Annotated in this window: 22 protein-coding genes; 13 read left to right on the forward strand and 9 right to left on the reverse strand. The window is 56.2% G+C overall.

The genetic code is table 11. The features are described from left to right. The first annotated feature begins 2 nt into the window (after positions 1–2). The 6 genes from RBB44_RS10225 to RBB44_RS10250 all read left to right on the forward strand — a co-directional run bounded on the left by RBB44_RS10225 (position 3) and on the right by RBB44_RS10250 (position 3148). Positions 3–248 (forward strand): hypothetical protein, encoded by a 246-nt coding sequence (locus RBB44_RS10225; RefSeq protein WP_306147263.1) that lies wholly within the window; start codon positions 3–5, stop codon positions 246–248. Further along, a complete protein-coding gene (locus tag RBB44_RS10230) occupies positions 245–496 on the forward strand; it encodes a hypothetical protein (protein WP_306147264.1) in 252 nt (83 codons plus the stop codon). Before RBB44_RS10225 ends, RBB44_RS10230 begins: the two co-directional genes overlap by 4 nt. Then, the gene (locus RBB44_RS10235; protein WP_306147265.1) at positions 493–870 is read left to right on the forward strand and encodes a hypothetical protein; all 378 of its coding nucleotides are present in this window, start codon (positions 493–495) and stop codon (positions 868–870) included. The genes RBB44_RS10230 and RBB44_RS10235 overlap by 4 nt, the downstream gene beginning before the upstream one ends. After that, a complete protein-coding gene (locus RBB44_RS10240; protein WP_306147266.1) occupies positions 848–1105 on the forward strand; it encodes a hypothetical protein in 258 nt (85 codons plus the stop codon). The genes RBB44_RS10235 and RBB44_RS10240 overlap by 23 nt, the downstream gene beginning before the upstream one ends. Next, the gene (locus tag RBB44_RS10245; RefSeq protein ID WP_306147267.1) at positions 1106–1471 is read left to right on the forward strand and encodes a hypothetical protein; all 366 of its coding nucleotides are present in this window, start codon (positions 1106–1108) and stop codon (positions 1469–1471) included. A gap of 69 nt (positions 1472–1540) precedes the next feature. Then, on the forward strand, positions 1541–3148 hold the full coding sequence (locus tag RBB44_RS10250) for a hypothetical protein (RefSeq protein ID WP_306147268.1): 1608 nt from the start codon (positions 1541–1543) through the stop codon (positions 3146–3148). On the opposite strand, the gene RBB44_RS10255 is transcribed toward RBB44_RS10250, so the two are convergent. The 8 genes from RBB44_RS10255 to RBB44_RS10290 form a co-directional block, all read right to left on the reverse strand. Continuing rightward, complete coding sequence (locus RBB44_RS10255) at positions 3117–3614, reverse strand: hypothetical protein (RefSeq protein ID WP_306147269.1); 498 nt, start codon at positions 3612–3614, stop codon at positions 3117–3119. The two genes, RBB44_RS10250 and RBB44_RS10255, sit on opposite strands and share 32 nt — an antisense overlap. A 27-nt stretch (positions 3615–3641) precedes the next feature. Then, positions 3642–3821 carry a hypothetical protein gene (locus RBB44_RS10260; protein ID WP_306147270.1) on the reverse strand — a complete coding sequence of 60 codons (180 nt, stop codon included), beginning with the start codon at positions 3819–3821 and terminating at the stop codon, positions 3642–3644. Positions 3822–3831: 10 nt separating this feature from the next. Then, on the reverse strand, positions 3832–4146 hold the full coding sequence (locus tag RBB44_RS10265; protein WP_306147271.1) for a hypothetical protein: 315 nt from the start codon (positions 4144–4146) through the stop codon (positions 3832–3834). Positions 4147–4157: 11 nt separating this feature from the next. Then, on the reverse strand, positions 4158–4367 hold the full coding sequence (locus tag RBB44_RS10270; RefSeq protein WP_306156126.1) for a hypothetical protein: 210 nt from the start codon (positions 4365–4367) through the stop codon (positions 4158–4160). Continuing rightward, on the reverse strand, positions 4354–4569 hold the full coding sequence (locus RBB44_RS10275; protein WP_306147273.1) for a hypothetical protein: 216 nt from the start codon (positions 4567–4569) through the stop codon (positions 4354–4356). Before RBB44_RS10275 ends, RBB44_RS10270 begins: the two co-directional genes overlap by 14 nt. A 13-nt stretch (positions 4570–4582) precedes the next feature. After that, positions 4583–4900 carry a hypothetical protein gene (locus RBB44_RS10280; protein WP_306147274.1) on the reverse strand — a complete coding sequence of 106 codons (318 nt, stop codon included), beginning with the start codon at positions 4898–4900 and terminating at the stop codon, positions 4583–4585. A 223-nt stretch (positions 4901–5123) separates the two neighbouring features. Then, positions 5124–5315, reverse strand: coding sequence for a hypothetical protein (locus RBB44_RS10285; protein ID WP_306147275.1), 192 nt, complete (start codon positions 5313–5315; stop codon positions 5124–5126). A gap of 185 nt (positions 5316–5500) precedes the next feature. Next, entirely contained in the window at positions 5501–6073 is a 573-nt protein-coding gene (locus RBB44_RS10290) for a hypothetical protein (RefSeq protein WP_306147276.1), read from the reverse strand. 135 nt (positions 6074–6208) lie between these two features. On the opposite strand from RBB44_RS10290, the gene RBB44_RS10295 reads away from it, so the two are divergent. From RBB44_RS10295 to RBB44_RS10325, 7 genes are all read left to right on the forward strand, one after another. Then, on the forward strand, positions 6209–6418 hold the full coding sequence (locus RBB44_RS10295; RefSeq protein WP_306147277.1) for a hypothetical protein: 210 nt from the start codon (positions 6209–6211) through the stop codon (positions 6416–6418). Between the two features lie 273 nt (positions 6419–6691). Then, the gene (locus RBB44_RS10300) at positions 6692–7555 is read left to right on the forward strand and encodes a DNA cytosine methyltransferase (RefSeq protein ID WP_306147278.1); all 864 of its coding nucleotides are present in this window, start codon (positions 6692–6694) and stop codon (positions 7553–7555) included. 268 nt (positions 7556–7823) lie between these two features. Beyond that, entirely contained in the window at positions 7824–8015 is a 192-nt protein-coding gene (locus tag RBB44_RS10305) for a hypothetical protein (RefSeq protein ID WP_306147279.1), read from the forward strand. Positions 8016–8028: 13 nt separating this feature from the next. Then, positions 8029–8328: a hypothetical protein gene (locus RBB44_RS10310; protein WP_306147280.1), complete on the forward strand. Its 300-nt coding sequence runs from the start codon at positions 8029–8031 to the stop codon at positions 8326–8328. 11 nt (positions 8329–8339) lie between these two features. Beyond that, positions 8340–8582, forward strand: a complete 243-nt coding sequence (locus RBB44_RS10315) for a hypothetical protein (RefSeq protein ID WP_306147281.1) — start codon at positions 8340–8342, stop codon at positions 8580–8582. A gap of 9 nt (positions 8583–8591) precedes the next feature. After that, positions 8592–8852: a hypothetical protein gene (locus RBB44_RS10320; protein WP_306147282.1), complete on the forward strand. Its 261-nt coding sequence runs from the start codon at positions 8592–8594 to the stop codon at positions 8850–8852. Positions 8853–9077: 225 nt separating this feature from the next. Next, positions 9078–9296, forward strand: a complete 219-nt coding sequence (locus RBB44_RS10325; protein ID WP_306147283.1) for a hypothetical protein — start codon at positions 9078–9080, stop codon at positions 9294–9296. A gap of 151 nt (positions 9297–9447) precedes the next feature. On the opposite strand, the gene RBB44_RS10330 is transcribed toward RBB44_RS10325, so the two are convergent. Beyond that, on the reverse strand, positions 9448–9843 hold the full coding sequence (locus tag RBB44_RS10330; protein ID WP_306147284.1) for a hypothetical protein: 396 nt from the start codon (positions 9841–9843) through the stop codon (positions 9448–9450). Positions 9844–9851 lie beyond the last annotated feature (8 nt).

The raw sequence follows: 9851 nt of genomic DNA on the forward strand, positions 1-9851 counted from the left end.
AAATGCCGAAACTCCTTTATTCGCACCCCTGTCGTGATGAGCGAGGCGCATTTCTGGGGATTGCATATGTTTACCCGGAAAGCAGCGCTCCGGATTGCGCCGAGGTCTTGAAGCAAATCCCGGACGCTATCATCCGCAAGCTCTCGCCGGATGGGGTGGAGGTTTTTGTGCCTGCCAGTTCCCGGCATGCGCCAAAGCCGTTGCATGGTGTGCCGCCTCTTTATCAGAAAGAGGGAGGTGAGGCATGACCCAAAAGACTTTCAAGCGGGAAGTGGCCGTCATCATGTTCGGCTTTCTCATGCTGCTTTGCATCTTTGATCTCCTGACCGGTGGCGAGACGACCGCTTATCAGTGGGCGGAGTTGTTGACCTTGCCGATTTTTGGCTTCGGCGTTGCTGCCTTCGGGCTTGATGCAGCGGCCAAGCAGCTGCCGATCGGCGGGCAGGGGATGCGGGGCTCAGATCCGGGCCTGCCGCCGGAGGGATATGCGGGATGATCTGGACAGCCGTTTCAACCGTCATTGGCGAAGCCATCGACAAAACCATCGGATGGCATCGGGCCAGGATCATCCTCGCGGCGCTTGCGGTCCTCGCTGGCCTCTATGGGTTTCATGTCCTCGACAAGCGTGCGGCGGTCAAGGCCGCAAAAGACGGGCTTGTGTCCAAGGTCGAGCTGGCGGCCGCCGAGGCGGAGTTGAAGGTGCTCAAGGACCGGGCTGCGGCCCTTGAAGCTGCAAACTTTCAATTTCAACGGCAGTTGGCAGAGGCGGAAGCCTTGCAGACCCGCCAGGCACTGGAGCTGGATAGCTATGAATCGACCGTGGATGCTGTTGTTGGTCCCGCTCTTCTTGAGCGGCTGCATAACCGCTGAAGAGCGTGCGCTCTCGGCCGGCCAGCGGATGGGCCAAGCGGCGGCAGAGGCAGAGCCGGATCCGGCTCTTCCGGCTGACTGCCGTCGCCTGGAGCGCTCCGGTGTTCGGGAAGGTGAGCCGATGGATGTGGCCTTGATCAAAACCGACCAGGCGCTCGGCCGCGCCAATGCGCGCGTCCGCCGATGTGCCGCCTGGCATGATGATTTTCAAACCAAGATGAAGGCGGGACTTTGAATGGGCACTCCAGATGGCGGCGATGTTTGGGTGATTGCCACGATGATCGGGGTCGTGGGTTTGTTTGGCGGTCTTGTCTCCGGGATCATTGCCCGCGACCGCGCGGTGTCGCGGCAGATCCGGGAGGCAGACGACAAGCTGCACGAGCGGGTCAATCGCCTGCGTGAAGAAACGCAGAGGGATGTGCATCAAAGCCGTCAAGAGCTGACCGACTACAAGCTCCAGGTGGCGCAGGAATATGCGTCGGTCGAGCATCTTAAAGAGGTGGAGGATCGCCTTGTGCGGGCGATCGACAAGTTGACCGCCAAGATGGAAGACATGCCCGCGCAACTCACACTCGCTCTTCAGAAAATGCGCGGGGGCTGAGGCCCCTGCCTGCCAGATCTGCACTGATTTGGATTTTTTGATCTTTCTGAATTTCAAAAGGAGATGCCGATGCCAGCGCGGCGGTTGAGCGAGGCGGTACTTCAGGAGGCTTTGCGGCTGCTGGAGGTTCATGGCAGCAAACGGGCGGCGGCAGCGGCGCTCGGCATCAGCCGGGCAGCGTTTCAACATCGCATCACCCGCGCGCAGGAGAGCAAGGATTCTCCGGAGACCGGCCCGGCATCCGAGGTGCCGTTTGTCCCGGCGCAGCTCAGAAAGACCGGGGTTTTTCTTTTGACCGCGGCGCAGGATGAAACCGCCATTCATGCCCCGCTGTGGGAGAACATGCAGGCCTATGCGGCCCATCGCGGGGCGGAGATCCTGATCGGCGGGTTTACCTATCAAAAGGGTCTCTTTGAAGATCATGCGGTGGTGACAGCGCGCTACCGGCCGGAACTGATCCCGTTTCTTCAGCCGCGGGTCATCGAGCTTGGGCCGAATATCGTGTGGTATGGCGCGGCAAACATCTTGCCGACCACGTCCAATCCCCTGGCCGGATGGCAGACGCAAACGCGCGAGAAATGGGCGGTGTTCCCCCACGCCAAGATCGCGCTCGAAACGGTACCGGTGATGCCGGGCCGCCGGCCAAAACAGATCATGACCTCGGGCGTTGTGACCTTGCCGAACTATGTTCAGCGCAACGCCGGGCAAAAGGCGGAGTTTCACCACACGCTTGGTTTTACGATCGTGGAGGTGGATGGGGATGGGGATCATTTCGGCCGCCAGGTGAGCGCCGAGCCGGACGGATCATTCCAGGATCTGGATGTGCGGGTCGAGGGCGGGCAGGTGAGTGAGGGTCACCGGGTCAAGGCGATCAATCCGCCGGACATGCATGGCGAGCACATGCCGCAAGAGCGCGCCTCGCTGATCTGGGATCTTGATCTTCAAACGATGACATGTGGCGGGAAGGGGTTGATTGATGTCCTGCGGCCCCAATATCAGTTTGTCGATGACAGCTTCACCTTCTCCGCACGCAACCATCACACGCGAGATGACCCTCACGAAAAGGCATGGCGGATTGCGGAAGGCAACAGCAGTGTCCAGGAGAATATTCGAGCGGCCAGTTGGATCATGGCGGCTGCGCAGCGGCCCTGGTGCCGTACGGTGCACAAGGCGTCCAATCACAATTTGGCTTTGGATCGCTGGTTGAAGGATGCTGCCGGAGCGTCCGATCCGGGCAATGCCTATTACTGGCATCACCTGAATTCGGTTTGGCACGAGGCGATCCGGCGCGGTGATCGGGACTTCCAGATCCACGCCTATGCGCTTCAACAAGAGGACCCGGGGCTTCTCGCGCGGGTGAAGTTTTTGCGCGAGGGCGAATCCTTCCTGATTTGCGGGCAGAGCGGGTCACCGATCGAATGCGGCCTGCATTCGCATGTCGGGGCGCGCGGCTCGCGCTCGGCGCAGTCGTTGCGGCGGATTGTGGAGCGGGTGAATGCCGGGCACACCCATGAAGCCAAGATCGTGGATGGGCTGTATTTCACAGGCAAGGGCTTTGATGCGGCCGATGCCTTCGCGCAGCGCGGGCCAGGCGGTTGGGCGGATGCCCTGATCGTCACCTACCGGAGCGGCAAACGCTCGCTTGTCACGCCGTGGAACGGCAAGTGGCGGGGGTGAGGTTGCTGCCGTTGGTTTCTATCCTGTCGGCCAGGGTGCGCAGCGAGGCGGCGATGAACGATCGATCGGTGATCGGGTCGTCGCTGTAGCGAATACGCTCTGTCAAAAGGGCTTCCAGGGTCGTGTTCAGCTGTGTATCCAGGGCCTCGGTGCAGTAGACACTGAATTCAAATTGACCATCTGGGGTGAGCGCGTTCCCGTCGCTGTCTCGGGTGTAGACCGCTGTTTCAAGCTTGAGTGTGGTGAGCCATGACTCTGCAGTCTCTTCGATGTCCTGTGCAATGATTTCATAGGTTCGTTTGCAAAGGATCTTGACGGCAGCCTCTGCGATTTCATCGCGTTCCAAAGAAAACTGCTGCAGTGCGTTTGCAAGTATCTGTTCTTTGAATTCCTTCTTATCGTTTTCTGTCAAAAAGCGACTGAATTTCATCTGGTTTACTCGCGCTGTCGGGATGAGGTGAGGCAAATGTGGAGTGCCTTTGGGGCTTCCTGATTACATCTCAATATCGAGTTGACTGATGTCGCCACCTGAAAGCTCCACGGCGTTTTCGCGGTCAATCTCATCATCGGGGCGACGGTCACGGTTAAACGCTGCCAAAATCTCGGCATCTGATACCGGAAGAATGAGCGTTAGCTCTTCGTTGTCGTTCACAGCCGGGTGGTGGTCTGTCACGCGTTGGGGCCTACTGAGTCACGGGTTGAAGGGCGCGGACTTGCTCGGCAAATTCGCGAATTTTTGGCATCACGTATTTATCCCGCACTCGCTCGACCACGCAGCAATTGCCGTTATGTCGCTCTTCCCAGCGGCGGCATGATCCGGCGTAGAGCGCGAGGTAGTCATAAAACAGGTACATGTTGGCCTCCATTGACCGTTCCGGGTCGAACTTGAAGTGCCAGCGCGAGGCTAAATCTGCCTCGGTCATCTGCTCATACTCGGCATCAATTGACCGCATAATTCCGGTGATTGCTTTGCCGATATCTTCTTCGCTGATCTGCATGGCCGGGGCCTCTAGTTGGTCATCCAAGCCGCGACAACATGAGACGCATAAACAGCGTCTTTGAGTAGCGCGAAATGAATTGTTTGATTGAATGCTTTTTCCCCGACAGGACGTAGACACCACATGTCGTAGTAGGCTGGATCGGAGAACACTTCAAAGTCTTCATGGGCTGACAATCTGGTGCCGTCTGCGGTCAAGATAGACAAATCATCCTGCTTCATTTTGCGCGCTGACCTTTGTGTCCGGTGTGTTTTCCAAGCCATACTTGATCGCCTGCCATACAATGTGATGGACTGTCTTTTCTGGCGTGTCCTCGTACCCCGGCTCCTCCATCACATCTACAAGATGCGCCATTAAGTCGGCGGGGATCGGGCCGTGCAGCCAGTGCTGCGCAAATTGAACTAAGCTAATGTTCTTATTCATTTTTATCCCTTTTTTATGCAGGTTCGTAAGTCGCATTGAAAACGACCGGGCTGCATGGGCGTAGCTCTCCTAGCTCATCGCATATGATCCATTCTCCGGGGTTGGTGGTCGCGGTCCCGTCAAGCGTTTCGATCTCGATTGTGTCGCCAACGAATTTCGCGGAACGGTCGTCTTTAAGACGTTGCAAAATCCACTCTTCGATTTCCATCATATATTCAATATTAGCCCCCCCCTGAAACAAGCTGCCGTCTACCGCTTCTGAAAGCCGGTAAAATCGGCGGTCTTGTGGGATGTCTGGTGGAGTTTCGATCCTAGTTGCTTCAATACCCAATTTGTCGGCTCCCTTCGAGTCACAGTTGTTTTTCGATAGCCTGAGCGCATCGGATAGCCATCCGGGCTCGTTCTTTCTTCTGAATACTGATGCGCATTTCCGGTTTTTTGCTCCACCAGAAGAATGAAAAAGAACGTATGGGCAAGCACGCCCTAGCCTGATCTCGGCACATCTGCGCTGCGTCCCTCAATCCGCGCTCATATTCAGTCACGGCATCCGCTCCTTACTCTCCGTCCAGAATTTTTGAAATGCGTTCTTTATCAACGCCGGTCTGGCCATGAATGAAACTGATACGTTGGGCGCGCTTTTGCTCGGGTGTCATTTGACGCGTTGCCGCCTTCGCGAGCTGGTCAGCGAACTGTTGACCGACTAGATCCGACCTGCCGACGCTTCTCGTTTTGATGATTATTGCCATCTGTTCGGCTCCCTCTGAGTCACAGTTTGGGGCAGGTATTTGGCGAGGCTCGTTCGTCCTGCCTACTGACCTGTTTCGTGTCCCCATCGACATCTAAGAAATCTTTCATTCTACTCTGTCGCCACGCCCGGAGAATCTTTGACCATAGGCTGTCCGGTGAGCGTCCCTATGGAAACTTGGCTCCACTATTTCACCCGGCCAGCATTCTTGAGCGTGTACCAAGTGGATTGTTTGAACTTCCCAAACCCAGCGTCTCTGATGGCTTGCGCCCGCATTGCCGGGTTAGTGTTTCTCGCATCGTGCCAGATGGCTTCAATCAGCTTCAGGTCATCGTCTGAGTATTCATGAACCTTGGGTCTGCCAGGGCTTTCATGCTTGCGAACGCCGGAAAGCCGGACAACCGCGCCGCTGTAAATCTCATAGACCCCGTTCGGATCTTTGCAGCTCTTCCCGCTTTCAATCTCTTCGACAACAACGCCGATTTCCATCAGACGGTCAGTGATCTTTTTCAGTTCCCGGCTTTGGCCGGAGCCGACATCGGCAATGAACTCATAGCGGTAAATCCCGAGCCTATTGCCGCCTCGCAGAATTCCAGTCGCATCGCCAGAGCCTAACAGCTCTTCCCGGCTCACCTTGTCCAGATCGATGAAACGATCAGGATCATAACCGGCTGCAATTGCCGCCTGCTGCTGCGTTTTGACTGCGAGCCTGCGGCCCTTTCGGATGGCGAAAAAGCCCATGGGTATTTGCTTATTCATGCCTTGTTCTAATTCGAATTCGATCATAAGTGAACTATTTTAAAAATACAAGTTGAGATTATTGAATTAAGCAGACAAACGTGTTAATCTTCCGTTCAGAAATTCAAATTGGCTTTATTGGAAAGGCCCCAAGGCATGGCAGAAACAGCATATCCCCTGACCGCCAGCGACTTCGCAAAAGTCCGAGACAAGATCTCAGAACTTGCCGACCTCATGGAGAAGGCTGGAGAAAACCACATTGAGGGGTGTCTTCGGTGCGCTGCTCAAGCGGCAAATCTCCGGATCGGAAACCGCCTCTTTGAAGAGGTCATAGAGGACAGCGCTCCGCATGAAGGCCGCGCGTAATTAGAAGGACGCGACAATGTGGACGAAATGGGAAGATGAAAAGCCGGAACCCGGTCAGAAAATAGCAGTCGTTTGCAGAGACGGGTGCTCCGCCAGAGTCGCCCTGGTCGTGGGCGGGAATGATAAAGGTAGCATAATGCTGCTCGATGGCGAGGACGGCTGGGATTTGGGCGAAGAATACGCCAGATGCGGTCTTTGGGCACCTCTTCCTGAGACGTACCCGATCCACTTCATGGAAGTAGACGACAGACCGTAATCAGAAAGGCCCCAAGGATGCGTTACATCAGTCTTTGCAGCGGTATTGATGCAGCTTCGGTTGCATGGAAGCCGCTCGGCTGGGATCCGCTGGCCTTCGCGGAAATCGAGAAATTCCCGAGCGCTGTTTTGGCTCATCATTACCCGGATGTGCCGAACCTCGGCGACATAACCAAATATCAGGAGTGGCCGGACTTTGGAGCAGTTGACCTTGTTTGCGGGGGAACGCCCTGCCAAGACGCCAGCATCGGATATTCAGCAGGAACCGGTAACGCCGGCAAAGGCCTCGACGGGCCAAGGTCCGGACTTGCCTTCTCTTTTTTCGGAACCGTTGAACGGTATCAACCTGTCTGGTTTGTCTGGGAAAATGTCCGAAATGTCTTGTCTCGGCGCAACAAGCCCGGCTTCCTGCGCTTCGCAGAAAAGCTTGCCGGAAGCGGGTATCATCTCGCCTATCGGGTCTTGGACGGTAGACTGTTCGGACTTGAAGACCAGCCCCGGCCAAGGGTGTTCATGGTCGGACATCGTGGAGACCCAAGAGCCGCCGCAGCGGTACTTTTTGAGCCAGAAGGCTCTGGCAGGAATAGCCCGCAGATCCAGAACACCGCCCCTACTCTCACGGCTCGCGGGGGAATGGCTTTCGATGACCGAACGCCGTGCATTTTGGAAGAGAGCGGCCCAAGAATAGCCACCCCGCTTGAGTGGGAACGAGCCTGCGGTTTTCCCGACAATTACACCCGCATCCCATGGCGTGGGAACCCTGCGGAACAGTGCCCGGATGGCCCGCGTTATCGCGCAGTCGGGAACTCTTGGGACATCTCAACCGCAAGGTGGATAGGAGAACGCATTCAGGTGGTCAGCAACAGGCTGGCTGCGGCGTGACAGAACCGGTGTCTGATTAATTTCAGACCCAGACTTTGTAACAGGAAACAAAGGCCCGGATATGGCTTTAGCAGACTATTACCTTTGCGACGTTTGCGAGAGGAAAGCGTTTTACGACGCCAACATCACGGACCCGCGATATTGCGCCACCTGGGACCCTGAGGAAGCCGCCGAAACCGACCCAATCGGCATTAAGGCTATTTGCTCTGACTGCAACAAAACGCACGAAATCATAGTGCGCCCGAAAACCGAACAATAGAGGCCCCAGATGACCACCTACAGCATTGAGCTTGAGGCCCACGGCAAAAGCCGTGAAGCCTTGGCAGCAGAACTTGAGGAAGCTGCAAATCTGGTTAGGGGCAACTGTTCGATGCTATCCGCGATGCCGAGTGTGCATTTTTTGGTCACTGAAGACCACGAGGATTTCGAAGCGCCTACCGTCGATAACCGAGTGATATAAGAAAGGCCCGTATATGACCGATCATCTGGACAGACTGGTTGCCTACACCGGCTCTCCTGACGTTTACGACGCGCCGAGCGTGCAAGAGCTTCAGAGTGCGATTGAAGAGATAAAGAGGCTTAGGTCAGTGGAGCCTAAGCTGCGCGGCGCACTCCGAGAAGCCTATGACGCTGGTGTTCGGCAGGGCGAAGACAGCGCCACCGCTTATGAGTGGGGAAGCTCGCCAAGCCAGAGCGCAGATCAGTCCTTTACTGACCTTTTCGAGGAATGGAACACAGGTCCAATTCAAGACCTTATGAAAACCGTAAAATAGAGGCCCCTGTCATGGAATGGCGAACAGATATTGAGAATGCCCCCGGCTGCGACGGCGAAGTGCATCTGCGCGGCGTGTGGGTTGTGAACCACATTAACAAGACGCCCTCGCACTTCGAAATGAACTCCGGCCACATCAATGATGCTGGTGAGTTTGTCAGCCAGTCTGGCGATGAATTCGGGTGGCGCGCGGACGACTACACGCACTGGTCGCCACTGCCTGAAATCCCGCCCTTTCAACCTGTGACTCAGTAGGCCCGGACGATGATAGACATCGATGCATATATTTCAAACATCAGGGCAATGCGTCACCGGCATGAGGGCGAGGACGGCGAAATTGAATCCAATGAGGGCGTTCACTGCCCCTCTTGCGGACATTTCCATTCGGCGTCTGAAGGCGATCTGTTCGAAACGTATGCCTACGCAGAAGGCGAGCATGATTTCGTTTGCGCCAATTGCAACGTCGATTTCACGGTTGAAACCAAGATCGAATTTACGTGGGTAAGCAAGCCCGCTGAAGCGTAATCAGAAAGGCCCGAACGGCATGAACCGCACAGCCACACATTCAATATTCCAAGCCCGGACGCTGGACGAATGGCACGAGGATGACGGCCCGGTGACATGGTGGAAATTCCCGGTCGAAGAACCGGCTTGGATCGGCCAGCCAATAGATAGCGATTGGCCTGGGTATCACACTCATTGGACAGCGCACCCCGCCCTCCCGATGAACAGCAGATAAAGGCCCGGAAGATGCTTTGGACCCAAAACATCACCGAAGGTGACAGGCCAGATGACGAGCCGCACGACTACGCTGTGCGGATCAATCGGAACGCTCCGCTCGCGCATTTCCAGCACGTAAGGAATGAAGGCGCAGCAGCATGTTTGAGACGCGCCGCAGACGCAATTGATGCCGCCGAAGAGAGCCCGTTTGCGCTGCCCTACGGCACCCTTTCAACGATGATCAAATAGAGGCCCGGATATGGCGAAGTTTATAAAGAAGCCGTTTAAAGTCGAGGCAATCCAGTGGGCTGGTCTGTCAGACGATATAGCGGCCTCTATTTGATCATTGGTGAATGGGTGCCGTAGGGCGGCATGATCGTGCGACCTGAAGGTGGTTTGGTCATAGCGCCACCTCGTTCGCCTCCTCTAAAGCGATGGCGTGCTTTGTGCGGAACTCCTGCATGACCATCCCGTAAGCCTCCAAGGGGTCTTTTGCGTCTTGGTGGAACTGGCCAATACTGGATACGAAACTCGCCCAATAGCCGCTGATTGCGCGCTCGTGATCGGTCGAATACTCATGCCGGGGGTGTATCTCCATCCTCCCTTTTCGAACGCTGTAGTGCCAGCCGCCGTTCTCCCATATGCGCGGTTCCCAGCCATCACCCATGCGCTCGGCAAGGTCATCGGCGCGCTGAACGGCGGTCTGGTAGGCTTTCCATGTGCAGCCAGCGCCACACCTTGGCGAGCAATAGACATCGCCGCGTCTCACCGGCGTCCAATCGAGTTTTGTGGTCACGGCCTTTC

This window comes from Roseibium sp. MMSF_3247, assembly GCF_030733765.1.
Classification (GTDB): Bacteria; Pseudomonadota; Alphaproteobacteria; order Rhizobiales; family Stappiaceae; genus Roseibium.

Bases quoted from the DNA above. Each gene is read 5' to 3' on its own strand.
- RBB44_RS10225 (WP_306147263.1), top strand. From the start codon at position 3: ATGCCGAAACTCCTTTATTCGCACCCCTGTCGTGATGAGCGAGGCGCA.
- RBB44_RS10230 (WP_306147264.1), top strand. From the start codon at position 245: ATGACCCAAAAGACTTTCAAGCGGGAAGTGGCCGTCATCATGTTCGGC.
- RBB44_RS10235 (WP_306147265.1), top strand. From the start codon at position 493: ATGATCTGGACAGCCGTTTCAACCGTCATTGGCGAAGCCATCGACAAA.
- RBB44_RS10245 (WP_306147267.1), top strand. From the start codon at position 1,106: ATGGGCACTCCAGATGGCGGCGATGTTTGGGTGATTGCCACGATGATC.
- RBB44_RS10250 (WP_306147268.1), top strand. From the start codon at position 1,541: ATGCCAGCGCGGCGGTTGAGCGAGGCGGTACTTCAGGAGGCTTTGCGG.
- RBB44_RS10265 (WP_306147271.1), bottom strand. From the start codon at position 4,146: ATGCAGATCAGCGAAGAAGATATCGGCAAAGCAATCACCGGAATTATG.
- RBB44_RS10270 (WP_306156126.1), bottom strand. From the start codon at position 4,367: ATGAAGCAGGATGATTTGTCTATCTTGACCGCAGACGGCACCAGATTG.
- RBB44_RS10275 (WP_306147273.1), bottom strand. From the start codon at position 4,569: ATGAATAAGAACATTAGCTTAGTTCAATTTGCGCAGCACTGGCTGCAC.
- RBB44_RS10285 (WP_306147275.1), bottom strand. From the start codon at position 5,315: ATGGCAATAATCATCAAAACGAGAAGCGTCGGCAGGTCGGATCTAGTC.
- RBB44_RS10290 (WP_306147276.1), bottom strand. From the start codon at position 6,073: ATGAATAAGCAAATACCCATGGGCTTTTTCGCCATCCGAAAGGGCCGC.
- RBB44_RS10295 (WP_306147277.1), top strand. From the start codon at position 6,209: ATGGCAGAAACAGCATATCCCCTGACCGCCAGCGACTTCGCAAAAGTC.
- RBB44_RS10300 (WP_306147278.1), top strand. From the start codon at position 6,692: ATGCGTTACATCAGTCTTTGCAGCGGTATTGATGCAGCTTCGGTTGCA.
- RBB44_RS10305 (WP_306147279.1), top strand. From the start codon at position 7,824: ATGACCACCTACAGCATTGAGCTTGAGGCCCACGGCAAAAGCCGTGAA.
- RBB44_RS10310 (WP_306147280.1), top strand. From the start codon at position 8,029: ATGACCGATCATCTGGACAGACTGGTTGCCTACACCGGCTCTCCTGAC.
- RBB44_RS10315 (WP_306147281.1), top strand. From the start codon at position 8,340: ATGGAATGGCGAACAGATATTGAGAATGCCCCCGGCTGCGACGGCGAA.
- RBB44_RS10320 (WP_306147282.1), top strand. From the start codon at position 8,592: ATGATAGACATCGATGCATATATTTCAAACATCAGGGCAATGCGTCAC.
- RBB44_RS10325 (WP_306147283.1), top strand. From the start codon at position 9,078: ATGCTTTGGACCCAAAACATCACCGAAGGTGACAGGCCAGATGACGAG.